Genomic DNA, 23,395 nt, shown 5'->3' with positions numbered 1-23,395 from the left:
CCACGCCCGAAAAGCGTAGGTGATTACCAAAAAGGACGCATAGTTTACCTGTTCCCTTCCATCTTATCCACAAGCGCGGCTGCAAATCGAGCCAAATTATTAAAAGATTTGGGTATAAACAACTGTTTTATAGACAAAAAACAATGGAGAATAAAATAGAGTTGACAACCGATTCGTGCTGGAGAAAAACACGCTCAATTTCATCAAAAACCGATAACAACTATAAGTGCCAAATATTTTTCTATATATTTCAATAGATTAAGCTAGTTTATTTAAGGCTCTTTGAGTATAGACCAGATTCCCCCAAGCAACACCCGGTCATATTTATTTCATATTATTTACATGTACCGAATTTCGATAACCAAAGCATAGACTAGAAATCAAACACAAGAGAATCGCTTGAAGAAATAATAACCACTCGTTAGGCGCTGGCAACACAAATTGTGGATAACTATGTGTATATCATGCTCGTAACGTGTCTATTTTCTGGGGTTTTCAACTAAACTGCGCAAAAATCAGTAAACCAATTGATTTAATAAGAACATTTCTATAGAATCGCGCGTCCTTCAGCGGCTAAGACTTTTCGCTTCATTTATAGAGAAGCTAAAGCTTGCCAAAAGCAAATTCTGGTCGGCGAACGCCGGGCTTGATAACAACAGGTGAACTGAAATGAAAAGAACATTTCAACCAAGCAACTTGAAGCGTAAGCGCGTTCACGGTTTCCGTGCTCGCATGGCTACCAAAAACGGTCGCAAGGTACTGGCTCGTCGTCGTGCTAAAGGCCGTAAAGTACTGGCTGCCTAACCGTTTTCAGCGAGTTGCTGGAGTTTGATGAATCAACTGCAAGATTTTCGCTTTCGGAAATCCCAACGTCTTCTCACCTCCGGCAACTACTCTGCTGTTTTTGACGATGCCCAAATTAAAGCATCGCACCCTCATTTTCTTATTCTCGCCTCTCCCAACGCTGCAACCCACGCGCGGCTCGGGCTTGTTATTGCCAAAAAAAATGTTCGGCATGCCGTTGACCGGAATCGCCTAAAGCGCCTTATCCGCGAGACTTTCCGTGGCAAACAGCACCAAATGCCGGCAATAGATGCTATAGTGCTGGCCCGGCGCGGTAGCGACCAATTGAACAACCGGGAAACAGCGAAGATTCTGGATAAACTATGGGAACGTGTTGCCAAAAAGGCCAACAATCCGAACCCGCAGCAGCGCAACGAATCCCGTTCGCGGCCAAAATAATGTTGGCCCCCGTTTACTTTTATCGCTACTTCATCAGCCCGCTAATAGGTCCCCGCTGCCGCTTCGAACCCACCTGCTCCCAATACGCCATTGACGCAGTGGCCACTTGGGGCATTGCGCGAGGCAGCGCTTTAGCTACGCGACGTTTGCTAAAGTGCCACCCTTGGCATTCTGGCGGTTACGACCCAGTACCTGAATCGGGTCACCCAACCAAAAAACAGTCTTAAAATATCGATATACGGTAATCAATCACCATGAATTTGCTTCGCAACGCGCTAATCGGCGGTATTGTTCTTGTTTCGTTCTTGCTTATTATCCGGTGGAACGAGTTTCAGGAACGAAAATTTGAAGAGACGCAACTTCAGCAGTCTTCAGCTAACAATAGTGAGCGCGTAGCGCCCTCGATTCCAAGCGAACAACCGCAAGCGCCGAACGGAGAAGAAGTTCCGGACGCGCCCGCTTCTGATAGCAAAGACGCGGTCGAATTTACTGCAAACGCCGATAACGATCGCCAGATTCACATCAGCACAGACACGCTTGATCTGGTGATCGATACCAACGGTGGTGATATTGTGCGTCTGGCTTTACCGCAGTACTACGCCATGCTGCACGAAAAAGACAATCCATTTGTTTTGCTGAACAATAACGATACGAGTACCTATATCGCTCAAAGTGGTCTGGTAGGACCTAACGGAACCGACGGTAAAAACGGCCGCCCCCGGTTTAGCGCCGCTTCTTCCGACTACACACTTGAGCCAGGCAAGGACACTCTGGTAGTCGACCTGAAGTACCAGCAGGAAAGTGCAATTATTACCAAACGCTTCACATTCCACCGGGATTCCTACCTTATTGATCTGGAATACCTCATCGAGAACACTGGTGACACCAATTGGGTGGGCAATCTTTACGGCCAGATCAAGCGCGACGACCACAATCCAGCGCAGGCTGTTGGCGTAGGTATGCAACCCTTCCTTGGCGCTGCGATAACTACGCCAGAAACCAACTACAAAAAACTTAAGTTCGACGAGCTGGCGAAAGAAAAGCTGGAAGTGTCAAATACCGGCGGTTGGGTAGCGATGGTGCAGCACTATTTCATGTCTGCTTGGGTTCCCGATCAGGATAAGGACCAGAAATACGTGCTGCGCAAAAGCCGCAACGCGAACATGTATTTCCTCAGCTTCACCACGCTTACTAGCACAACAGTTGCACCAGGTACCACTGGCTCAATCAAAGCCCAATACTACGCCGGGCCAAAACATATCCGTGTATTGGAAAAAATCGCTCCACACCTGGATTTAACTATCGATTATTCTTGGTTGTGGTTTATCGCCAAACCTCTGTTCTACGCGCTGGACTTTATCCACGGTCTGGTCGGCAACTGGGGCCTCGCGATCATTCTGCTGACATGCTGCATCAAATTGGTATTTTTCTACCCTTCAGCCATGAGTTACCGCTCAATGGCGAAGATGCGGAAAGTCCAGCCATTGATGAACGAACTCAAAGAGCGATATGGCGACGACCGTCAGCGAATGTCTGCTGAATTGATGAAACTCTATAAAAAAGAGAAGGTGAACCCGCTTGGCGGCTGTCTGCCCATTCTTTTGCAGATGCCGGTGTTTATTGCACTTTACTGGATGATCATGGAATCGGTAGAGTTGCGCCACGCACCTTTCTTCCTCTGGATCCATGACTTAAGCGTGCGCGACCCCTACTTCGTGTTGCCGCTGATTATGGGCGTGACCATGTGGATCCAGCAGAAATTAAACCCAACCCCCGCAGACCCAATGCAAGCGAAAGTTATGCAGCTGATGCCGTTTTTCTTCACTGCGCTGTTTATGATGTTCCCAGCGGGTCTGGTACTTTACTGGGTTGTAAACAACACCCTGTCTATCACCCAGCAGTACATCATCACCCGTCAGATCGAAAAAGCTGACTAACCATATGGATACCATTGCCGCAATCGCCACCGCCCCTGGGCGCGGTGGCGTCGGCATTGTCAGGGTTTCCGGCCCTGGCTGCCAACAAATCGCCCATCGGATTCTCGGTTTACTGCCCCCCCCACGGGAAGCCAAATACACCCCGTTTTTCGACCGCAACAAAAACTTACTGGATCAGGGCATAGCGCTCTATTTTTCAGCGCCCAATTCTTTTACCGGCGAGGACGTACTCGAATTCCAGGGCCACGGCGGGCCGGTAATTCTCGATATGTTGCTGGCAGAAATTCTTGCCGCAGGTGCCCGGCTGGCACGCCCAGGAGAATTTTCTGAGCGGGCTTTTTTGAACGACAAGCTCGATCTGGCACAGGCCGAGGCAATTGCAGACCTGATCGACGCAAGCTCGCAGCAGGCGGCAAAACAAGCCATAAACAGCTTGCAGGGCGCCTTTTCCGAGCAGATTAACCACCTCGTCGAAGAGCTTATTCATCTGCGTATGTATGTGGAATCGGCAATTGATTTTCCTGAAGAAGAAATCGATTTTCTGAGCGACGGCAAAGTTGCCGCACAATTAGACAATGTCTTAGAACGCGCAAGCGATATTCTACACACAGCACAACAGGGCGTACTGATGCGCGAAGGGATGAAGGTTGTTATCGCCGGTCGCCCCAACGCAGGTAAATCGAGTTTGCTCAATGCCCTCGCCCAACGGGATATTGCGATAGTGACCGACATTGAGGGAACCACGAGGGATGTGTTGCGAGAGCAAATTCATATCGACGGCATGCCGCTACATATTGTCGACACCGCCGGCTTGCGCGCAGCAACAGATAAAGTAGAACAAATCGGAATAGAGCGCGCTTGGCAGGAAATCGACCAGGCAGACCGTATTTTATTAATGGTGGACTCCACCCGCTTACCGGATCTCAGCCGCGAAGACTACTGGCAGCAGCTGAGTAAACACCAGCCTACATTAGAAAAAGTAACCGTTATCTACAATAAGATTGACGACAGCGGTTTTACCCTGCCAGACACACCTGCGGTGTACAAAGAGATCGCCTTATCGGCTAAAACCGGCGCCGGTATAGATGCGCTTATCGCCCACCTCAAATCCGTAATGGGTTATCAACAAACAGGCGAAGGTGGTTTCAGTGCGCGCCGTCGACATCTTGATGCCATCCAACACGCACTGACCTACCTCAACAACGGCCGCAACCAACTGCAGCTGCACGCCGCAGGCGAATTACTCGCCGAGGACCTGCGTCTCGCCCAGGATCATCTGAGCGAAATCACCGGCAAATTTACATCAGACGATTTGCTTGGCAAAATTTTTAGCAGTTTTTGTATCGGTAAATAGACATCGAGCTTAATCGAACTTTATAAACCGATTATGGTTGTTCGAGTGGGCACATACAGCTGAAAGACGACTCAGTGCGTAGTTAGAGCCTCCGTTACGAACTTACTTTCCTCACGCCACACCATCTCTCTAGGTTCACTGACCAAACGCTAGCATTGAGTCAACTATTCAGGGAGATTCGATCATGGCGTTATTGATATTTGGTTTGTTACTTTGGTGCGGTACGCACTTTGTGCCTGCACTCGCGCCGAGACTAAAATCTGCCGTTATGACCAGAGTTGGGACTAACGGATACAAAGGACTCTTTGCTCTCACCGTTTTTGCCGGGCTCGCCTGTATTATCTTCGGCTGGCGATCAACCACGCCGCAACTATTCTATGTTTTACCTCTTGGCTTCCGCCACATCGGCTATCTACTGATACTTATCGCATTCATTATTATTGGTGCAGCCCACTACCCCAGCCGTATAAAGCGAGCTATACCCCACCCCATGCTGACTGGCGTCGCGTTATGGGCATTCACACATCTGCTATTAAACGGGGATAGCCGATCTATGGTGTTGTTCGGCACGCTTCTGGTGTGGAGTATTTTAGAAATCCTGCTGATTAGCCGACGTGACGGCAAAGTTACTACGCCGGCTTCGCCGCCCTGGAAGGTGGAATTTGTCGGTCTGTTTATTAGCTTACTTATTTTTTTAGCATTGGCTTTTTTCCACCGTTATTTCACCGGTATCCCTATAATTAACCTGTGAATCAAGTTATCCACATTTACCAACAAGTTATTAACAGTAAGAAAACAATTACAAGGCGCTATAACACACAGTTAAACACCTTATTCATCGGGTACCCACAACTAATCAGCAGTGTGTACAAGAATACGGAAATACTGAGTGTAACCATTGTGTAATATTTCAAAGCGTACACAGAAATACATGGTTATAAATAAGCCAGTTGATATACCCCATTATTTTAAACAGCTACACCCCAGCTTACGCTCTGCTTATACCGCAGTTTTTAGCAAGTTATCATTCTTATAACTAATTGATTTTTAAAGGAAAAATCGAGTTATACCCGAACAACGTAGAGACTAATAATTAATATAAGAATAAATCCCCTTCATATATACATACTTATATTCTTACTTCTTTATTAATAAACCGTTTCTAACGGTAATTCTCCCCGTTCTTTTTTTAACCAACAATCTCTATAATGTCGCGCCCTGAGTCCGGCACCGGTGTTGCTATGATTTTTCCTGACAAATTTGACGTTATTGTGATTGGCGGTGGCCATGCAGGCACTGAAGCCTGTCTGGCGGCAGCACGTATGGGTTGCAAAACCTTACTTTTGAGTCACAACATAGAAACGCTGGGCCAAATGAGCTGTAACCCGGCTATAGGTGGTATCGGTAAAAGTCATCTGGTGAAGGAAATCGACGCGCTTGGCGGTGCAATGGCTAAGGCGACCGACAAAGGCGGTATTCAGTTTCGCGTGTTGAACAACCGCAAAGGCCCTGCCGTGCGTGCAACGCGCGCCCAGGCAGACCGTGTGTTGTACAAAGCCGCGGTGCGGGAAATCCTCGAGAACCAGCCCAACCTCACTATTTTTCAGCAGGCGGCAGACGATTTAGTGGTCGAGGGTGAAACAGTGCGCGGTGTGGTGACGCAAATGGGCGTGACCTTCCTGGCGCCGACCGTGGTGCTCACCGCAGGTACATTTTTAGGTGGGCGGATTCATATTGGCCTGGAAAACCATTCCGGCGGACGTGCCGGAGATCCGCCCTCAATCGCGCTGGCGGATCGTTTACGTGAACTGCCATTGCGTGTCGACAGATTAAAAACCGGCACGCCACCGCGCATAGACGCCCGCTCAGTGAATTTTGACGGGCTGGATGAGCAATGGGGTGACAAGCCTACGCCGGTGATGTCATTTTTAGGCTCGCAAGACGATCACCCGCGCCAGACCTGCTGCTGGGTGACCCACACCAATGAGCGCACTCACGACATAATTCGCAGTGGGTTTGACCGCTCGCCGATGTTTACTGGCGTTATTGAGGGGGTCGGCCCGCGCTACTGCCCCAGCATCGAAGATAAGGTCAATCGCTTCGCCGATAAGAACAGCCACCAGATTTTTATTGAGCCCGAAGGCCTGACAACGCACGAGCTCTATCCCAACGGCATTTCCACCAGCCTTCCGTTCGATATTCAATTGGCTCTGGTGCGTTCGATTAAGGGATTTGAAAACGCCCATATTGTGCGCCCCGGCTATGCCATCGAGTACGACTTCTTTAATCCACAGGATCTGCAGTACAGCCTGGAAACTAAAGTGATTAGCGGTTTGTTTTTCGCAGGCCAGATCAACGGCACCACCGGTTACGAAGAAGCCGGTGCGCAAGGCTTGCTGGCGGGGGCCAACGCGGCGCTAAAAGCCCAGGGTAAAGAACCCTGGTGCCCGGAGCGGGATCAGGCCTACATGGGCGTACTGGTGGACGACTTGATTACCATGGGCACCCGAGAACCCTACCGGATGTTCACCAGTCGCGCGGAGTATCGCTTGCTGCTGCGTGAAGATAACGCCGATTTGCGCCTGACCGAAAAAGGCCGCGAACTGGGCCTGGTGGACGATATCCGCTGGGCGGCATTCTGTGAAAAACGTGAGCAGATCGAACAGGAGACCCAGCGCATGCGCAGCACCTGGGTGCAGGCGAACAGCGCAGAAGCGTTACAACTGGCGGACAAGCTTACCGCGCCGTTGAACCGGGAATATTCGCTGCTCGATCTGTTGAAACGCCCGGAACTGACCTATGCGGATCTTGGCCACCTCAAAGGGGAAGCGGTTGCCAATGTGCAGGTCGCAGAACAGGTGGAAATTACCGCGAAGTACGCAGGCTACATTGATCGTCAGCAAGACGAGATTGCACGCCTGCGCCAGCACGAAAACACGCCGATTCCCGCCAGCTTCGATTACGACTCGGTGGAAGGCCTGTCTAACGAGTTAAAACAGAAACTCAACGAAGCGCGGCCAGACAATATTGCGCGCGCGTCACGCATTCCCGGCATTACACCGGCGGCTATTTCGCTGTTGGTTATCTATTTGAAAAAACGCGGAATGTTGCGCAAGGTTGCTGCGGAAAGCTAGAGCAGTTGCACCAGCTTGCTGTAACCCGTGCGGGAGATGGCCAGCTGCATGCCGTTTTTAAGGTTCGCGAGGCGACTGTCTTTGGTTTCGGTTTCGATACCGGCGAGGTAGTCGAGGTTGATAATAGCTGAGCGGTGAATGCGGCAAAACTGGCGTGGGTCGAGGCGGGTCTCCAGTTTGTTGAGTCGCTCCTGCTTGATCAGTTTTTGTTGCTCGGTGTGAATAACCACGTAATCGTCGGCCGCTTCGAGCGCGATAATATCCCGTGTCATTACCACATGCACGTCGCCCTTTTCTCGCACCAGAATACGGTTAATCGGCGTGTTTGCCTGTTGATGAACGGTCAGCAGGTTTGCCATTGTGTTGTCGTCTTGCGGAGTGCTGGTTTGCAGCCGAGTGTGCAACCGGTCGACGCACGCCTGCAATCGCGCTTTAGCAACGGGTTTGAGAAGATAGTCGACTGCGTTATTTTCGAATGCCCGAATCGCGTAGTCGTCGTGCGCGGTTACAAACACCACCGGTGGGGCCGCTTCGCCCAACAGCTCGAGCACATCAAAACCGTCGAGCTTGGGCATCTGAATATCGAGAAATAAGACATCGGGCTGCATTTTGTGCACGGCTTTGACCGCCGCAAGGCCGTTTTCGCAGCGATCAATTATAGCGATATGTAGACACTCCCCCAGCATGCGTTCCAGTGCCTGGCGCGCATGGGGTTCGTCATCCACGATAATCGCTGATAGCGTCATAACGGGTAGTAATCCACGTTAAATTCCAGTTCCGCGTACTGCTCTATTTTTATATTTCCGCCATCGTAATGGCTGTCGAGAACGCCTTCAACTATGCGCGAAACCCGAAGCTTCCCGGAGCAACTGCTGTCTTCGTGGGGCAGCTCATTGTCTAGCAGCTCGGCAAAATTAAAGCTGTTGTAACTACCGGTATCAGTAATCTCTTCTTCAAAATAATAGCTATTAGAGGTACTCATGTAAGTACAGCTGAGCCCGGTGTTGACAGTGATCGAGCCAGAATAGTTTTTCTCCCAGCTGACATTGATATCTTCGTCGATGCTGACACTGTGCTTGGTGGTGGGTGAATGGGAGACAAAGTTCACCTTCGGCGGCACGACCACGTAGCTTTCCGGCGCATCCGCGTCGTTGGGTCGCATAAAAATAATATCGATAGTTTCGCCTGGAATGTTATCCGTAAATGAGGTGATGTAACTGTCAAACAGGCCGAAAGCCTGCGGCTCTCGTTCGAGCTTCTGAATATTGCCGTAGGCGGTCGCATAGAGCAGTTCGTCACTGGTTAATTCAACATCAGAACCATTGGGGCCACCTGCGGTAAGGCGCACGTCAACGTCGGTTTTATTGCCGACAGCATAAATTCGGATAGTTGCGTGAATACCTTCGGTTTTTAAGTCGCTCGAGTCGACTGTGCCGCCACCGCAGGCACTCAACAATACAGCTGGCAGTGCCGTCAAAAGTAAAAGTTTTGGCTTCATTATTAAATTCCTTGTGCACAATTGAATGGGTATTCCGTCAAGTCTAAGCCAATGACTCCGCTGATTGTGTAACAAGGTGTATCGTAAATGGTAGTTCAACCTGCACGATAAAACTCCCATCTGTCGTTTTTGTGTAAAGTTGGAAATTAACGCCAAAGTGCGCGTGGAGGCGCTTGCGCAATGTACTGAGCCCTATTCCGGTGGAATCGGCCTTAGTACCACTGGGGTCGACGGAATTTTCTATACGGACGGTGAGTGTCTCGTTGGCAACAGTGGCATCCACGGAGATAAATCCTGAATCCGTACTGGAGTTAATACCGTGTTTTATACTGTTCTCTATGAGTGGAAACAGCAACAAAGGAAAAACCTGCGCGGCGTTGGCCTGTTCACTAATCCGAATGTTGAGTTTAATTTTCTCAGGAAAACGCTCCCTCTCCACTGCAAGGTAATTTTGAATATGATTAATTTCATCGGCCAGAGAGACTTGGGGACGGCTTGAATAATTGACGCTATAACGTAAAAAGTCTGCCATTTGCACGCATAAACCGTGGATTTTTTCCGGTGCCACCAGACTCAAGTTTGCCAATGTGTTTAAGCTGTTATACATAAAGTGAGGGTGCACACTGGCTTTCACACTGGTGAAATCGATACTTTTTATCAACAGTTGTTGCTGTAACTCCTCTGCTTTTTTTTGTTCATTGGCAACTGCGTGCAAATAGGTGTAGTGAATTAAAATCCAGGTGCAGTATAAAATAGCTCCCAGTAGACAATGCCCGTTAAACGTACGCTGATAGAAAAAGTTTCCTTCCAGTAAACCTACATTATCCATTTGGCTAGCCCAGCCAAAACCTAGTAGCAGCCAGAGAGAAACACTTATTGCCAGTGCGATAAACTGACTGCCGATGATGACTGGCAGAGAGTAAACATTAAATTGCAGTAATTGGCATAAGTAGTAATTAGAAAAACAAACAAATAGAAAGAACAAATACCAGGGCAAAATCAGCACGAAGCTGTGTGCGTATGGCTGTTCGATATTAGCGTTGGTTGCCAGTAGCACCATTAGCATGGCCACACAGCAGCAAATAAACAACCAGAAAACAAACACCACAATAAAGTTGCGCGGTGCGCTTAGTAAAGGGTGCATAGCTCAGACCCAGGTTGTGAGTTGGTCGCGAATCAGTTGCGAATATTGATACCACCCATACACGCAACACCGGAGACAACCAAGGTTTTTTTCGGTACACCAATTTTATCTGCTAGACAAACGGATTTATCAGACACGCCACCTAACAATGGCAATACCTTTAGTGATACCTGCCAGTGAGGAGGGATCTTTATATCAGCGCCGCCCATTAGCGCGACTATATCGAGCTGCATTGTTGAGCCGATAAAATCCGCTTCGCGCAAGTCCAGATCGGCACCGCCCATCAAACAAAAAATGTTGCCGCCGCTTAGTTCCTGAGAGCTTTTTGTGTAGTTGCCGCCGCCGAGGATCGCATAAATATCCAGGCGTTCGTCATTCGGTGGTGGCAGACTTTCTGAGTCGTCGTTTGGTTTATTAAAATTAAACAGCGATTTCTTAAAGTTCGTGCGCTGGGGGTTTAGGAGGTAAAGGCCCACGCCGAATATAACCAATGGTGCAACAACGCTGTGAAAACTGAGATTGAACAAGCCGCGCTGGACGAGAAAAAACAGTGTGCCGACCGCGATTAGCGCGTAGGGGCCAAAGCCTGTGTGCATGCTTGGGTGGCGTTTCGCGCGGTACAGTAGCAGTGCGCCTATTACAATTAATACCAACGGCCACTGTGAGAGAATATAACCGAGCAGTCGAATGCCAATATTATTAAGAAATACCAGCAGTGCGATTGCGATTAGAACTAGGCCAATAACTACGCGAGGCTGCGTATGACCGCGCCATTTGTGCATGTGAGAGCTCCCTTTAGGCGATAGAACACAGGCTGCTGGGCAACCAGGTGACCAGTATGGTCGCCCAGAGTTTAAAGCCTATAGTGTCGATAAGTAAGAATGTAAAAAATAAAACAATTCCGGCAAGCGCAATGGTTCGCGCAGAAACTCGATCCAGTAGTTCCATGCGAATATCCTCAGCTAGTCCCGGTTGTCCGCAGGCCACTGCTGTGTAGGTGATGGATTTGGCCAGGGCGCGAATGGAAAGGGTTTTTCGTCGCTGTTGTAGCTGACAAAAAGCAGTGCGCGATGAATAAACTGGCTGAGGGAGCGGGCAAAACTGCGCAGCTGGCTGTTGTCCTCTCCTGTGGTAACAACAAAAATAAACTGTAGCAGGCAGATTACCCACATTACGCCGGCAGCGAGATTAAGCAAAGCGGCAAAAAGTAACATGTACAGCAAGCGCAGCCAGGCCTGCTGATTGCGCAAATGGTTGTGAATATCGTCTTGGTCCAATGAATTCTGTGTTTGCATCGTCATCTCCTTGAAACAGAGATGGCAGAATACACGGGCTAGGTCAGAAAATACGGCACAACTCGGTGAGTGGCGCCGCGACATCGGCGAATGACGAACATGGCGTGAAGGTCAATGTTAATCCGTGGCGGAATCGACCTTTAAGCGCGCTTTAAAGGCATTAACCACCGTTTCCAACACCTGCACCCGTGCGCGGTCTTTAAAGTCTGTACTCACCACCGTCCAGGGTGCATGTGGGGTGCTGGTGCGTTCAATCATATCTTCCACCGCTGTTACATAGTCGTCCCAGCGTTCGCGATTGCGATAGTCTTCATCGGTGATTTTGTACTGTTTGTAAGGTGTTTGCTCGCGATCCTGAAAGCGTTGCAGTTGTTCCTGATTGCTGATATTGAGCCAGAATTTCAATACCACGCAGTTATGGATGGTGAGTTGCTCTTCGAAGTCGTTAATCTCCTTGTATGCGCGCAGCCATTCGGTTTCGCTGGCGAAGCCTTCGACACGCTCGACGAGAACACGGCCATACCAGCTGCGATCAAATAGGGTCATTTGGCCGTTCTGTGGTATATCACGCCAAAAACGCCACAAATAATGATGGGCGTACTCTTCTTCGGTGGGCTTTGCGATGGGTTTAATGCGATAAAAACCGGCGTCCAAGGGGGCGACCAGGCGCCGGATTGCGCCGCCCTTACCGGCGGCATCCCACCCTTCAAACGCCATCACCACAGGAATATTGCGTTCGCGCAACTGGAAGGTGAGCTTGCGCAACTTGGTTTGCAGCTTTTTCAGACGCGCTTTGGCGTCGCTTTTATCTGGCTTATTGTCGCTGGACTCCGGCGCCATATTGATGGCGGGGCGCGGTGCGACCGGCAAGGGTTCGATGCTTTCCGATGATTGCGGTGTATCCTGTGCCAGCCACTGCTGGAGCTGGATTTTGATTATTTCTGCCACCTGTAGGTTGCGGTGGCGATCATCAGCGCCGTTGACGACGTGCCAGTGATTGCGGTGTGTGCTGGTGGCGTTCAGGGTATTTTGGATTGCCTCAATTGCGTGCGGGTAGTTTTTTAGCGCCAGTTCATCTTTCACGTCAAAATAGGGCGTGTCGCGCACTTCAGCCAGGCGCTCGCGCAGCACGTCCTCACCAATATGCAGCCAACACTTGATCATTAAGGCGCCGTCGTCAGTGTGTTTTTGTTCGAAGTTGCGTATGTAACTCTCCCTCCGGCGCAGCTTCTCTGCGTCGATTTCGCCGTTGAGATATTGCACGATGGAGGTGCTGGTCCAGTCGCGCAGGTAGATTGCGATTTGGCCTGCGCCGGGCAGGTCCCGCCAGAAGCGCCAGAAAAACGGTTTGCGGTCGTCTTCGTACTGGCTCGGGCCATAGGCGTTTACACTGAGAAAGCGCGGGTCCATCCAGGCCGACAAGGTATTGATGGTTTCGTGGCGACCAGAGCGATCATCGCCTGCGATAACGATAATCACGGGTTTATTGCGGTGGCGCACCTGCTGCTGTAGCTGCAGCAATTCTGCGCGCAAATCGCGCACGCGGGCTTTGTATTCCTCTTTGGGAATTTTCGGAGCGGGTTGGCTGAGTGAGATCATAGTTTCTGCCGGGATTTTATCTGGGGGTCAATGGTTAACGCTAAATATAGCGAATCCGGCCTTTCGCCTTTTGGCGTTCATCAAACCAGATTGCCTGTTAACGCTTGAAAGTAAGCATTTATGCACCTGCTGTGCCTTTACCGTTATAATTAGGGCTTTTCTACCGTCTGCCCGCCCGTGCCCGATTATCTACAGCAACTGCAAGCCGCCCTCGCCCACTTTCCTGTGGAATTTTCTGACGACCAGCGCGTTCGCCTGGGCGCATACCTCGAGCTTTTTATTAAGTGGAACAAAACGTATAACCTGTCGGCTATTCGCGATCCTCAGGAAATGGTCAGCAAGCATTTGCTCGATAGCTTGAGTGTTGCTGAACACCTCACCGGCGAACGTTTTATCGACGTGGGCACCGGTGGCGGTCTGCCCGGCATTCCCTTGGCAATTACTTTTCCGGAACGGCATTTCACGCTGTTGGATTCTGCTGGTAAAAAAACCCGTTTCTTGTTTCAGGTAAAGCAGGCGCTCGGGTTGCACAATGTGCAGGTGGAAAACCGACGCGTCGAAAGCTTTGAGCCGGATGAACTCTACGACGGTGTGATCAGCCGAGCTTTCGCGTCATTGCAGGATATGACCGACTATTGCCACCATTTGCTCAAACCTGGTGGCCATTTTTGGGCTATGAAAGGGGTTTTTCCTGAACATGAGTTGAGTGAACTGAAAAAACACTATATCTTCGAGCACAATTTCCCCCTCCAGGTACCCGGTGTAACAGGCGAGCGTTGCCTGATCGTATTGGGAATGGAAAACGCTCAATAATATCAATGTCTTGTAGGACTTATCGTGGGCAAAATCTACGCAATTGCTAACCAGAAAGGCGGTGTGGGCAAAACCACCACCTGCGTGAATCTTGCGGCTTCCCTGGCGGCGACCCGCAAGCGCGTGCTGCTGGTTGATCTGGACCCGCAAGGCAATGCGACCATGGGCAGCGGCGTGGACAAAAACGCGCAGGAATTTACCGTGTACGATGTGCTGATGGGGTTAACCCGCATCGAAAACACGGTGCAGCGCTCCCCCGAGGGCCACTATGATGTGCTGCCTTCCAACGGCGATCTCACCGCGGCAGAAGTGGAGATGTTGTCGCTGGAGAAAAAAGAATACCGCCTCCACAAGGCGCTGGCTGAACTGACTGCGCCCTATGACTATGTATTGATCGACTGCCCGCCGTCGTTGAACATGCTCACGGTTAACGCCTTGACTGCGTGCCAGGGCGTAATCATTCCAATGCAGTGCGAGTACTACGCACTCGAGGGGTTGTCTGCACTCGTGGATACCATTACCACCATTCAGTCGGTACTCAATCCGTCGCTTAAAATCGAAGGTATATTGCGCACCATGTACGATCCGCGCAACAGCCTGACTGGCGACGTTTCCCAGCAGCTGCACAGCCATTTTGGCGACCGTTTGTACCGCACCTGCGTGCCTCGCAATGTGCGCCTGGCCGAAGCGCCAAGCTTCGGGTTGCCTGTAATTGCTTACGACAAGCAGTCGAAAGGTGCGCTCTCCTATATTGCGCTCGCTGGCGAAATTATTCGTCGCAACGATCCCAAAGCACCAGAAGTGCCCGCTGCTGTCTAGACTAGTGGGCACAATCGCAAGAATTTAGAGGTTTGAAGAACACACATGGCAAAACGTAAGGGACTGGGCCGTGGCCTGGACGCGTTGCTGGGAAGTGCCGGCGCTGCCGCGACTGGCGACAGCCCGAAGACCGTCACCGAGATGGCGGCGCAAATCACATCACCGGAAACCAGCCGCGACGGTACCTTGAAAGAACTTCCGGTTGAGTTTCTGCAGCGCGGTAAGTACCAGCCACGGCGCGACATGCATCCAGAAGCGTTGGAAGAGCTGGCAGAGTCCATTAAAGCGCAGGGTGTAATGCAACCGATTGTGGTGCGCCCTATCGCCGACAATCGCTACGAAATTATTGCGGGTGAACGCCGTTGGCGAGCGACGCAGCAAGCGGGCCTGGATACAATTCCCGCCGTTGTCCGCGATGTTCCCGATGAAACCGCCATTGCTTTGGCGCTGATCGAAAACATTCAGCGTGAAGATCTCAACCCGGTCGAAGAGGCCATGGCACTCAAGCGCTTTCAGGACGAATTCGAGCTCACTCAACAGGAAGTTGCCGATGCGGTGGGCAAATCACGCGCGGCTGTTACCAACCTCATGCGCCTTCTAAACCTCACCACTGAAGTCAGCAAAATGCTGGAACACGGCGATCTGGAAATGGGGCATGCCCGCTGCCTGCTGACACTGGAAGAAGGTGCCCAAAAACGGGTGGCCAGACAAATCGTTGCGAAAGGGTTATCCGTGCGTCAGGCGGAAGCCCTGGCAAGGCGGACCCAACAGGAAGACGCCAGCGACGGGTCGGATGCCGCAACCGTCGACCCGGATATTAAAAAGCTAGAGGAAGCACTCGGCGAAAAGGTGGGCGTGCCAGTGATGGTTCAACACAGCGCTAAAGGCAAAGGTAAACTGGTGTTGAAATACAACAGCCTGGACGAGCTGGACGGTATTTTGGCGCATTTGGGGTACGAGCACTAAGTAGCTTCTCACCCCACATTGCCAGACACCGTTTAGCTGGCGTTCGCCAGCTGGGTGCGAGGGGCATATCAGTTTAATTCTCTATTTTTTTACTTGTTCTTTCCCCGGAAAATACCACCGTTTATCGGTGAGTTATCAGGGCCAAGCGGTGGTCTGTGTACACACGGCTAACTGGAACTTCAGGTACCTGGAGGCAGATTTTGGCTATTCAGTGGGTGAATGTTGGTGCGCTAAAATGGCGCTCTAAATTGCATAAAGGGTCAGATTTTGAGGCAAAAATAGAAGAAATAAATGGCGCGACCTGCACCCATTTGATGTTACCTAATGCGCCTGGTAGCGAAAGTGCTTAATTTTGGTGGGGATATTTCGATCGTAAACTCCGCGCAAATTAAGCAACAATGCATACATTTACAGCAATTATTAGTAGACTCTTGCGCTTGATCAAGCACCACAGACTCCCTATAATCCTCCCCGCCCTTTAATACGGTGGATTTTTGTTCATCTGGGTATAACTGGTGTAAAGACGCAAATCCCGACAGCATTTCGCCTCGTTCAGGCGCACAGAAAAATGGGGGATTTGCACAGAAAATCTCGGGCCGTTAGCGCACGACCAACATTCCTGAACCCCCTCAATGCCGAAGATGGCGGGCGTCTGCCCGGGGTGTATTGCGCAAGTTAGTGCGGGTTGTTGGCATGAGGCTGGAGTCCGAAGCAGAACTAAAACAGTCGATGATCGGTTAAGACCGAACGCCCGTAATTTAGTTCCTCATGGTGGGAACAAGTTACGGAAAAGCAGAAGGTAGATTATGAAATCGCCAGCTTTGGCAGGAATACTCGCCCAGCTGGGTTTTGTGTTGCCGGTCAGTTGCGTACTGTTACTGCTGGGCATTGTGGAAGCCTACTCCTTCGCTCTGGGTGCGCTGGTGTACGCCATTCCCAACGCCTACTTTACCCTGTATGCCTTTCGTTACCGCGGCGCAAGAGATACTGCGTTGATCAACAAATCCTTTAAACGGGGAGAGTCTGGAAAATTTGCGTTGGTTGTCGTGGGTTTTGCTCTGGTGTTCCGATTTGTTATGCCATTGAGCTATCCCGCTCTGTTTGCAGGTTTTTGCAGCTTAATTATTTTTCAGTGGGGGCTGTCAGCACACCTGGGCCGCCGCTGGCTTTGACAGAGTCAAAGCCCATACAGAATTCAAATGACTTATGAAAGGTGAAACAACAGCCCATGGCCAGTAGTGAAACGCTCACCATCACGGACTATATAACGCACCACTTGCAAAACATGACCTACGGCAAGTTGCCGGCCGGTTATGCGCGCCATCACGCCGATGGCGAAGTGCATGTACTGGAGCATGATACCTGGACAATGGCGCATACCGCCGAAGAAGCTGCAGCAATGGGCTTTAACGCGGTTCACGTCGATACGCTGGGCTGGGGTATTTTCCTGGCGCTGGTGGTTGGCTTTTTTATGCGTCGAGTTGCGGTTAAAGCCACCACCGACACACCGCGTGGTATGGCGAGTTTCATCGAATTTTTGGTAGAGGGTATCAATGGCGTGGTGAAGGATGTGTTCCACCACAAAAACCGTCTGGTTGCACCCATGGCGATTACCGTGTTCAGTTGGGTGTTTATGATGAACCTGATGGATTTGATCCCGGTAGACTGGTTGCCAATGGCAGCTCAGATAGTAAGCGGCAACGAACACCTGTTCTTTAAAGTGGTGCCAACCACTGACCCCAACGCCACTCTCGGGATGGCGGTTACCGTATTTATATTGATGCTGTTCTTTAGTGTGCAACAAAAAGGTCTGTGGGGCTTCATTAAAGAGCTAACGTGCCACCCCTTCTTCGCGCCGCGCAAGTTTTGGTATTTCAATCTGATCCTGATACCGTTCAACTTCATCCTGGAAACTGTTGCCCTGATTGCCAAACCAATTTCTCTCGGCTTGCGACTATTCGGCAACCTCTATGCGGGTGAAATGATATTTATCCTGATTGCTACCCTGTTCAGTGTCGGCCTGCTGTTTGGCTTCCTCGGTGGTATTTTGCAATTTGGGTGGGCCGTGCTCCATATTTTGGTGATTTTGATTCAGGCTTTTGTATTCATGGTGCTGACCACTGTGTATATGGCGATGGCGCACGACCGCCACGATGAGCACTGAGTCCCCTGACGCAACGAATTTTTAGTCTATTACTTACTCTTTTAACAAACTTTAATCTCAAAACTTTTAGGAGAATACAATGGAAGCACAAGCTTTAGTTTACATCGCGGCAGCTCTGTTAATCGGTTTCGGCGCACTGGGTACAGCTATCGGTTTCGGTACTTTGGGTGGCAAACTGCTGGAAGCGTCTGCACGTCAACCAGAGCAAGGCCCGGCACTGCAGGTAAAAATGTTTTTGATGGCGGGTCTGTTGGACGCCGTACCCATGATCGGCGTTGGTGTTGCCATGCTGTTGATCTTCGGTATTGCGCCTAACATGGGTCAGTAATCCACACCCCTATCATTTAACTAACTAAAGAGGTGTTGGTGTGAATATCAACCTAACGCTGATTGGTCAATCGCTCACCTTCATTGCGTTCGTAATTTTCACTATGAAGTTCGTGTGGCCGCTGTTGATCAGCGCCATGGAAGCGCGTGAACAGCGAATTGAAGATGGCTTGTTAGCTGCAGACCGCGCTGACAAAGACCTGGAACTGGCGCAGAAAAAGGCGACCAGCCAGCTCCACGAAGCCAAGCAACAGGCTGCAGCCATTATCGACCAGGCAAACAAGCGTGCGACCCAGCTGGTAGAAGAAGCCAAAGAGCAAGCTCGTGCTGAAGCGGAGCGCATCAATGCGCAAGCCCAGGCCGAAGTTGAGCGTCAGGTCAGTCAGGCGCGCGAAGAATTGCGCAGTCAGGTGGCCGTGTTGGCGATTGCCGGTGCTGAAAAAGTTCTCGGCGAATCTATCGATGCCAGCAAGCACAACAGCATGCTCGATAAACTAGCCGCGGAGCTATAACCGGAGCTGATCATGGCAGAACCCATTACTCTCGCTCGTCCCTACGCCAAAGCCGCTTTTGAAGCGGCCCGCGATGCATCTGCATTGCAGTCGTGGTCCGATGCGTTGGTAGAAGCCGCTGCCATCACACGCGATAGCAAGGTGAAAGCACTGCTTTCCTCCCCGAGCTTAACCGCTGTACAAAAAGCAGCGGCGTTTATCGACTTGTGTGGTGACACGCTGAACGAAGCGCAGAAAAATTTTATTCGTGTTCTCGCAGACAACAATCGCCTGCCACTTTTTCCGCAGGTATCGCAACTGTTCGAGCTTTACAAAGCCAATCAGGAAAAAGCGGTCGACGTCGAGCTGCAAACAGCTTACGACATTGACGACGCAGTGCTGGCCAAATTGGCCACCAGCCTGACCGAAAAGCTCGATCGCAAGGTGTCGCTGCAAACGGCTATCGACCCCTCGCTGCTTGGCGGTGCGATTATTCGCGCTGGCGATACCGTGATTGACGGTTCGGTGCGCGGTCGACTGGCCAAGCTTGCCGAAACCATGAGTCACTAATACTGGCAGTGCGCGAAGCGAACAGAACATAACCCCTAAATACAGGTAGGGAACAACAGTATGCAACAGCTGAATCCTTCTGAAATCAGTGAAATTATTAAGGCGCGCATCGACAATTTGTCGGTGACCACTGAAGCGCAAAACGAAGGTACCGTGGTTTCCGTAACCGACGGTATTATTCGTATCCACGGTCTCGCCGAGGTGATGTACGGTGAGATGATCGAATTTGAAGGCGGTGTTTACGGCATCGCCCTCAACCTGGAGCGCGACTCTGTCGGTGCGGTTATTCTGGGCGACTATCAGGGCGTGGCTGAAGGCCAAACCTGCAAGTGTACCGGCCGCATTCTGGAAGTACCGGTAGGCCCGGAACTGCAAGGCCGCGTGGTGGATGCTCTGGGTAACCCGATCGACGGCAAAGGCCCGATCGACGCCAAAGCCACCGATGCGATCGAAAAAATCGCGCCTGGTGTTATTGCCCGTCAATCGGTTGACCAGCCAGTACAAATCGGTCTGAAAGCGGTTGATACCATGGTTCCAATTGGCCGCGGCCAGCGTGAGCTGATCATCGGTGACCGCCAGACGGGTAAAACCGCCATTGCCGTTGATGCCATCATCAACCAGAAAGGCACCGGCATTAAGTGTATTTACGTGGCGATTGGCCAGAAGGCGTCATCTATTGCTTCCGTAGTACGCAAGCTGGAAGAACACGGCGCAATGGACCACACCATCGTGGTTGCGGCTACAGCGTCCGACCCCGCTTCCATGCAGTTTCTGGCACCGTTTGCTGGCTGCACCATGGGCGAGTACTACCGCGATCGCGGCGAAGACTGTCTGATTATTTACGATGACCTGACCAAACAGGCCTGGGCTTACCGCCAGATCTCGCTGTTGCTGCGTCGTCCACCGGGCCGTGAAGCCTACCCTGGTGACGTATTCTACTTGCACTCACGTCTGCTTGAGCGCGCGGCACGGGTAAACGCTGCCCACGTGGAAAAATACACCAATGGCGAAGTGAAAGGCCAAACCGGTTCTTTGACTGCCCTGCCAATTATCGAAACCCAGGCGGGTGACGTATCGGCCTTCGTACCGACCAACGTGATCTCGATTACCGACGGCCAGATCTTCCTGGAATCCGACTTGTTTAACGCGGGCATCCGCCCGGCGATGAACGCCGGTATCTCGGTATCCCGTGTGGGTGGTTCCGCACAGACCAAGGTGATCAAAAAGCTCTCCGGTGGTATTCGTACCGCACTGGCGCAGTACCGCGAACTGGCGGCTTTTGCGCAGTTTGCCTCTGACCTCGACGAAGCCACGAAAGCGCAGTTGAATCACGGTCAACGCGTAACCGAGCTGATGAAGCAGAAGCAGTACTCGCCGCAGTCTGTTGCCGAGATGGCCGTTGTGGTTTACGCCGCGAACGAAGGCTTCCTGGAAGATGTTGAAGTGGCCAAAATGGGCGCGTTTGAATCTTCCCTGCTCAGCTATATGAACAGCAGCCACGCCGAGTTGATGGCCGAAATGAATACCGGTGCGTACAGCGATGATATCGCTGGCAAACTGAAAGGTGCTCTGGAGAACTTCAAAGCTACCCAAACCTGGTAATTCACAAGCTTCGGGACATTAACAATGGCGAGCGGAAAAGAGATACGTACCAAAATCGGTAGTATCAAAAACACTCAGAAAATCACCAGTGCGATGGAGATGGTGGCCGCGTCCAAAATGCGCAAAGCGCAGGACCGTATGGAAGTCGGCAAACCGTACGCCCGTCGCATGCGCGAGGTGGTGGGCCATATTGCTGCGGGCAACCTGGAATATCAGCACCTTTACATCACCGAGCGTGAAGTAAAGCGTGTGGGTTACATCGTGGTGTCCACCGATCGCGGCCTGTGTGGCGGTCTGAACGTCAACCTGTTTAAAGCTGTACTGCGCCACAGTAAAGAGTGGGCGGACAAAGGTATTGAAACTGACTTTTGTATGGTGGGCGCCAAAGGCACTGCTTTCTTCAAAAGTGTTGGTGCCAATATCGTTGCCAGCCTGCGCGATATCGGCGAGCAACCCTCCATCACCAGCCTGATCGGCAGCGTTAAGGTGATGTTGGATGCCTTCGCCGACGGCAAGATCGACCGCCTTTACGTGTGCAGTAACGATTTCGTCAACACCATGACGCAAACCCCGAAAGTTGAGCGCTTACTGCCGCTCAAGCCGGAAGATGGCGCCATCCACAAACGCAGCTGGGACTATCTCTATGAGCCCGATGCGAAAGAATTGCTGGATGGTCTGATGGTTCGCTATATCGAATCTCAGGTTTTTCAGGCGGTTGTGGAAAATGGTGCCTGCGAACAGGCGGCGCGCATGATTGCGATGAAGAGTGCAACCGATAATGCCGGCAACCTGATCAACGAACTGCAGTTGGCCTACAACAAGGCCCGCCAGGCGGCAATCACCCAGGAACTTTCTGAAATTGTGGGTGGTGCAGCAGCAGTTTAGATGTTGCCCAAGTGCCAGAGGGGGCCTGCGCCCTGACTGGCCCAACGAGCGAAGCAGAACCGTGCGTTAAGCACTTCGCTCAAGCAGACAGATTTTGAAATTTTAGAGATTATACGAGGAAGCGAAGATGAGTAGCGGACGTATCGTACAGATCATTGGAGCGGTTATCGACGTGGAATTTCCACGGGATTCCGTCCCAGCTGTATACGACGCACTGAAGGTGGAGAGCAAAGGTCTCACCCTCGAAGTGCAACAACAACTGGGTGACGGCATCGTTCGTTGCATCGCCATGGGTAGCTCCGAAGGTCTGAGCCGCAATCTGGAAGTGACCGGCACAGGCGCGCCTGTTTCAGTACCTGTAGGTAATGAAACTCTGGGTCGCATCATGGATGTACTGGGCAACCCCATCGACGAGTGTGGCCCTATCGGCGAACAAGAGCGTATGCCTATTCACCGTAAAGCACCCGCTTACGACGAATTGTCATCCACTACCGACCTGCTGGAAACCGGCGTTAAAGTTATCGACCTGGTTTGCCCGTTTGCGAAGGGCGGTAAAGTGGGCCTGTTCGGTGGTGCCGGTGTGGGTAAAACCGTAAACATGATGGAGCTCATCAACAACATCGCGTTGGAGCACTCAGGTTTGTCGGTGTTCGCCGGTGTGGGTGAGCGTACCCGTGAAGGTAACGACTTCTACCACGAAATGCAGGAGTCCGGCGTTGTTAACGTCGAGAACTTCAAAGAATCAAAAGTGGCGATGGTTTACGGCCAGATGAACGAGCCGCCCGGCAACCGTCTGCGTGTAGCGCTAACGGGCTTGACCATGGCGGAAAAATTCCGTGATGAAGGCCGCGATGTACTGCTGTTTATCGACAACATCTACCGCTACACCCTGGCGGGAACCGAAGTATCGGCACTGCTGGGTCGTATGCCATCTGCGGTGGGCTACCAGCCTACACTGGCAGAAGAAATGGGTGTGCTTCAGGAGCGTATTACCTCTACCAAAACCGGTTCTATTACCTCGGTTCAGGCAGTTTACGTACCTGCGGATGACTTGACTGACCCGTCACCAGCCACCACCTTCGCGCACTTGGATTCGACTGTTGTACTGAGTCGTGATATTGCTGCGAAAGGTATTTACCCGGCAATTGATCCTCTGGATTCCACCTCACGTCAGCTGGACCCACTGGTAATCGGTGCAGAGCACTATGACGTCGCCCGTGGCGTACAGTCAGTATTGCAGCGCTACAAAGAGCTGAAGGACATCATTGCCATTTTGGGTATGGATGAACTCAGCGAAGAAGACAAGCAGACAGTAAACCGCGCACGTAAAATTGAGCGCTTCTTGTCGCAGCCTTTCCATGTTGCGGAAGTATTCACCGGTGCTCCCGGTAAATACGTGCCTCTGAAAGACACCATCGCAGGCTTTAAAGGCTTGTTGGCGGGTGATTTCGACCATCTGCCAGAGCAGGCGTTCTACATGGTAGGCACCATCGACGAAGCTGTTGAAAAAGCGGCGAAAATCGCCGGCAAAGCAGCGTAACAACCGATTGCTCCG

Annotated in this window: 26 protein-coding genes; 19 read left to right on the top strand and 7 right to left on the bottom strand. The window is 51.3% G+C overall.

Annotated features, from left to right (window positions below):
• The first annotated feature begins 669 nt into the window (after positions 1-669).
• The 7 genes from rpmH (at position 670) to mnmG (ending at position 7,667) form a co-directional block, all read left to right on the top strand.
• Positions 670-804: a 50S ribosomal protein L34 gene (gene rpmH, locus TERTU_RS21610; protein WP_080516739.1), complete on the top strand. Its 135-nt coding sequence runs from the start codon at positions 670-672 to the stop codon at positions 802-804.
• Between the two features lie 27 nt (positions 805-831).
• Entirely contained in the window at positions 832-1,242 is a 411-nt protein-coding gene (gene rnpA / locus TERTU_RS21020; RefSeq protein ID WP_015820615.1) for a ribonuclease P protein component, read from the top strand.
• Positions 1,167-1,469, top strand: coding sequence for a membrane protein insertion efficiency factor YidD (yidD, locus tag TERTU_RS21605; RefSeq protein ID WP_080516738.1), 303 nt, complete (start codon positions 1,167-1,169; stop codon positions 1,467-1,469). Before rnpA ends, yidD begins: the two co-directional genes overlap by 76 nt.
• Positions 1,470-1,496: 27 nt before the next feature.
• Positions 1,497-3,179, top strand: a complete 1,683-nt coding sequence (yidC, locus tag TERTU_RS21015) for a membrane protein insertase YidC (protein ID WP_015818985.1) — start codon at positions 1,497-1,499, stop codon at positions 3,177-3,179.
• Between the two features lie 4 nt (positions 3,180-3,183).
• Positions 3,184-4,533, top strand: a complete 1,350-nt coding sequence (gene mnmE, locus TERTU_RS21010) for a tRNA uridine-5-carboxymethylaminomethyl(34) synthesis GTPase MnmE (RefSeq protein WP_015819307.1) — start codon at positions 3,184-3,186, stop codon at positions 4,531-4,533.
• A gap of 184 nt (positions 4,534-4,717) precedes the next feature.
• Positions 4,718-5,284 (top strand): NnrU family protein, encoded by a 567-nt coding sequence (locus tag TERTU_RS21005; protein WP_015819499.1) that lies wholly within the window; start codon positions 4,718-4,720, stop codon positions 5,282-5,284.
• 490 nt (positions 5,285-5,774) lie between these two features.
• Positions 5,775-7,667 carry a tRNA uridine-5-carboxymethylaminomethyl(34) synthesis enzyme MnmG gene (gene mnmG, locus TERTU_RS21000; RefSeq protein ID WP_015817682.1) on the top strand — a complete coding sequence of 631 codons (1,893 nt, stop codon included), beginning with the start codon at positions 5,775-5,777 and terminating at the stop codon, positions 7,665-7,667.
• Here the strand turns inward: mnmG and TERTU_RS20995 are convergent.
• From TERTU_RS20995 to pap, 7 genes are all read right to left on the bottom strand, one after another.
• A complete protein-coding gene (locus tag TERTU_RS20995) occupies positions 7,664-8,413 on the bottom strand; it encodes a LytR/AlgR family response regulator transcription factor (RefSeq protein ID WP_015818166.1) in 750 nt (249 codons plus the stop codon). The two genes, mnmG and TERTU_RS20995, sit on opposite strands and share 4 nt — an antisense overlap.
• Positions 8,410-9,165 carry a hypothetical protein gene (locus TERTU_RS20990; protein WP_015819968.1) on the bottom strand — a complete coding sequence of 252 codons (756 nt, stop codon included), beginning with the start codon at positions 9,163-9,165 and terminating at the stop codon, positions 8,410-8,412. The genes TERTU_RS20995 and TERTU_RS20990 overlap by 4 nt, the downstream gene beginning before the upstream one ends.
• Positions 9,166-9,208: 43 nt before the next feature.
• Positions 9,209-10,309 (bottom strand): sensor histidine kinase, encoded by a 1,101-nt coding sequence (locus TERTU_RS20985; protein ID WP_015818398.1) that lies wholly within the window; start codon positions 10,307-10,309, stop codon positions 9,209-9,211.
• Between the two features lie 32 nt (positions 10,310-10,341).
• Positions 10,342-11,091 (bottom strand): LiaF transmembrane domain-containing protein, encoded by a 750-nt coding sequence (locus TERTU_RS20980; RefSeq protein WP_015818484.1) that lies wholly within the window; start codon positions 11,089-11,091, stop codon positions 10,342-10,344.
• A 13-nt stretch (positions 11,092-11,104) separates the two neighbouring features.
• Complete coding sequence (locus tag TERTU_RS22090) at positions 11,105-11,257, bottom strand: hypothetical protein (protein WP_015819175.1); 153 nt, start codon at positions 11,255-11,257, stop codon at positions 11,105-11,107.
• Between the two features lie 14 nt (positions 11,258-11,271).
• Complete coding sequence (locus TERTU_RS20975) at positions 11,272-11,604, bottom strand: DUF4389 domain-containing protein (RefSeq protein ID WP_015819884.1); 333 nt, start codon at positions 11,602-11,604, stop codon at positions 11,272-11,274.
• A 117-nt stretch (positions 11,605-11,721) separates the two neighbouring features.
• Positions 11,722-13,203 carry a polyphosphate:AMP phosphotransferase gene (gene pap / locus TERTU_RS20970; protein ID WP_015820340.1) on the bottom strand — a complete coding sequence of 494 codons (1,482 nt, stop codon included), beginning with the start codon at positions 13,201-13,203 and terminating at the stop codon, positions 11,722-11,724.
• Between the two features lie 177 nt (positions 13,204-13,380).
• On the opposite strand from pap, the gene rsmG reads away from it, so the two are divergent.
• From rsmG to atpD, 12 genes are all read left to right on the top strand, one after another.
• Positions 13,381-14,016, top strand: a complete 636-nt coding sequence (rsmG, locus tag TERTU_RS20965; protein WP_015820005.1) for a 16S rRNA (guanine(527)-N(7))-methyltransferase RsmG — start codon at positions 13,381-13,383, stop codon at positions 14,014-14,016.
• Between the two features lie 24 nt (positions 14,017-14,040).
• The gene (locus TERTU_RS20960; RefSeq protein WP_015818393.1) at positions 14,041-14,835 is read left to right on the top strand and encodes a ParA family protein; all 795 of its coding nucleotides are present in this window, start codon (positions 14,041-14,043) and stop codon (positions 14,833-14,835) included.
• A gap of 45 nt (positions 14,836-14,880) precedes the next feature.
• Positions 14,881-15,801 carry a ParB/RepB/Spo0J family partition protein gene (locus TERTU_RS20955; RefSeq protein ID WP_015816778.1) on the top strand — a complete coding sequence of 307 codons (921 nt, stop codon included), beginning with the start codon at positions 14,881-14,883 and terminating at the stop codon, positions 15,799-15,801.
• 200 nt (positions 15,802-16,001) lie between these two features.
• The gene (locus TERTU_RS22085; RefSeq protein WP_015818602.1) at positions 16,002-16,151 is read left to right on the top strand and encodes a hypothetical protein; all 150 of its coding nucleotides are present in this window, start codon (positions 16,002-16,004) and stop codon (positions 16,149-16,151) included.
• 456 nt (positions 16,152-16,607) lie between these two features.
• Positions 16,608-16,973 (top strand): ATP synthase subunit I, encoded by a 366-nt coding sequence (locus TERTU_RS20950; RefSeq protein ID WP_015819709.1) that lies wholly within the window; start codon positions 16,608-16,610, stop codon positions 16,971-16,973.
• Between the two features lie 56 nt (positions 16,974-17,029).
• Positions 17,030-17,965 (top strand): F0F1 ATP synthase subunit A, encoded by a 936-nt coding sequence (gene atpB, locus TERTU_RS20945; protein WP_015817394.1) that lies wholly within the window; start codon positions 17,030-17,032, stop codon positions 17,963-17,965.
• Positions 17,966-18,044: 79 nt separating this feature from the next.
• The gene (gene atpE, locus TERTU_RS20940) at positions 18,045-18,293 is read left to right on the top strand and encodes a F0F1 ATP synthase subunit C (protein WP_015817989.1); all 249 of its coding nucleotides are present in this window, start codon (positions 18,045-18,047) and stop codon (positions 18,291-18,293) included.
• Between the two features lie 40 nt (positions 18,294-18,333).
• The gene (locus TERTU_RS20935) at positions 18,334-18,804 is read left to right on the top strand and encodes a F0F1 ATP synthase subunit B (RefSeq protein WP_015818589.1); all 471 of its coding nucleotides are present in this window, start codon (positions 18,334-18,336) and stop codon (positions 18,802-18,804) included.
• A gap of 12 nt (positions 18,805-18,816) precedes the next feature.
• The gene (locus TERTU_RS20930; protein WP_015819367.1) at positions 18,817-19,353 is read left to right on the top strand and encodes a F0F1 ATP synthase subunit delta; all 537 of its coding nucleotides are present in this window, start codon (positions 18,817-18,819) and stop codon (positions 19,351-19,353) included.
• A gap of 60 nt (positions 19,354-19,413) precedes the next feature.
• Positions 19,414-20,955 carry a F0F1 ATP synthase subunit alpha gene (gene atpA / locus TERTU_RS20925; RefSeq protein WP_015818902.1) on the top strand — a complete coding sequence of 514 codons (1,542 nt, stop codon included), beginning with the start codon at positions 19,414-19,416 and terminating at the stop codon, positions 20,953-20,955.
• A gap of 24 nt (positions 20,956-20,979) precedes the next feature.
• On the top strand, positions 20,980-21,840 hold the full coding sequence (atpG, locus tag TERTU_RS20920; protein ID WP_015820268.1) for a F0F1 ATP synthase subunit gamma: 861 nt from the start codon (positions 20,980-20,982) through the stop codon (positions 21,838-21,840).
• Between the two features lie 127 nt (positions 21,841-21,967).
• The gene (gene atpD / locus TERTU_RS20915; RefSeq protein ID WP_015820740.1) at positions 21,968-23,380 is read left to right on the top strand and encodes a F0F1 ATP synthase subunit beta; all 1,413 of its coding nucleotides are present in this window, start codon (positions 21,968-21,970) and stop codon (positions 23,378-23,380) included.
• Positions 23,381-23,395 lie beyond the last annotated feature (15 nt).

The sequence above is a fragment of the Teredinibacter turnerae T7901 genome, assembly GCF_000023025.1.
In the GTDB taxonomy this organism is placed as follows: domain Bacteria; phylum Pseudomonadota; class Gammaproteobacteria; order Pseudomonadales; family Cellvibrionaceae; genus Teredinibacter; species Teredinibacter turnerae_B.
Note: the sequence above shows the minus strand (reverse complement) of the source record. Positions and strands in the feature narration are given on the sequence as shown.

Bases quoted from the DNA above. Each gene is read 5' to 3' on its own strand.
- atpA (WP_015818902.1), top strand. From the start codon at position 19,414: ATGCAACAGCTGAATCCTTCTGAAATCAGTGAAATTATTAAGGCGCGC.
- atpE (WP_015817989.1), top strand. From the start codon at position 18,045: ATGGAAGCACAAGCTTTAGTTTACATCGCGGCAGCTCTGTTAATCGGT.
- TERTU_RS22090 (WP_015819175.1), bottom strand. From the start codon at position 11,257: ATGGAACTACTGGATCGAGTTTCTGCGCGAACCATTGCGCTTGCCGGA.
- TERTU_RS21005 (WP_015819499.1), top strand. From the start codon at position 4,718: ATGGCGTTATTGATATTTGGTTTGTTACTTTGGTGCGGTACGCACTTT.
- TERTU_RS20995 (WP_015818166.1), bottom strand. From the start codon at position 8,413: ATGACGCTATCAGCGATTATCGTGGATGACGAACCCCATGCGCGCCAG.
- mnmE (WP_015819307.1), top strand. From the start codon at position 3,184: ATGGATACCATTGCCGCAATCGCCACCGCCCCTGGGCGCGGTGGCGTC.
- rpmH (WP_080516739.1), top strand. From the start codon at position 670: ATGAAAAGAACATTTCAACCAAGCAACTTGAAGCGTAAGCGCGTTCAC.
- pap (WP_015820340.1), bottom strand. From the start codon at position 13,203: ATGATCTCACTCAGCCAACCCGCTCCGAAAATTCCCAAAGAGGAATAC.
- atpG (WP_015820268.1), top strand. From the start codon at position 20,980: ATGGCGAGCGGAAAAGAGATACGTACCAAAATCGGTAGTATCAAAAAC.
- TERTU_RS20930 (WP_015819367.1), top strand. From the start codon at position 18,817: ATGGCAGAACCCATTACTCTCGCTCGTCCCTACGCCAAAGCCGCTTTT.
- TERTU_RS20980 (WP_015818484.1), bottom strand. From the start codon at position 11,091: ATGCACAAATGGCGCGGTCATACGCAGCCTCGCGTAGTTATTGGCCTA.
- yidC (WP_015818985.1), top strand. From the start codon at position 1,497: ATGAATTTGCTTCGCAACGCGCTAATCGGCGGTATTGTTCTTGTTTCG.
- TERTU_RS20950 (WP_015819709.1), top strand. From the start codon at position 16,608: ATGAAATCGCCAGCTTTGGCAGGAATACTCGCCCAGCTGGGTTTTGTG.
- TERTU_RS20990 (WP_015819968.1), bottom strand. From the start codon at position 9,165: ATGAAGCCAAAACTTTTACTTTTGACGGCACTGCCAGCTGTATTGTTG.
- atpD (WP_015820740.1), top strand. From the start codon at position 21,968: ATGAGTAGCGGACGTATCGTACAGATCATTGGAGCGGTTATCGACGTG.
- TERTU_RS20955 (WP_015816778.1), top strand. From the start codon at position 14,881: ATGGCAAAACGTAAGGGACTGGGCCGTGGCCTGGACGCGTTGCTGGGA.
- rnpA (WP_015820615.1), top strand. From the start codon at position 832: ATGAATCAACTGCAAGATTTTCGCTTTCGGAAATCCCAACGTCTTCTC.
- yidD (WP_080516738.1), top strand. From the start codon at position 1,167: ATGGGAACGTGTTGCCAAAAAGGCCAACAATCCGAACCCGCAGCAGCG.
- atpB (WP_015817394.1), top strand. From the start codon at position 17,030: ATGGCCAGTAGTGAAACGCTCACCATCACGGACTATATAACGCACCAC.
- TERTU_RS20985 (WP_015818398.1), bottom strand. From the start codon at position 10,309: ATGCACCCTTTACTAAGCGCACCGCGCAACTTTATTGTGGTGTTTGTT.
- TERTU_RS20975 (WP_015819884.1), bottom strand. From the start codon at position 11,604: ATGCAAACACAGAATTCATTGGACCAAGACGATATTCACAACCATTTG.
- mnmG (WP_015817682.1), top strand. From the start codon at position 5,775: ATGATTTTTCCTGACAAATTTGACGTTATTGTGATTGGCGGTGGCCAT.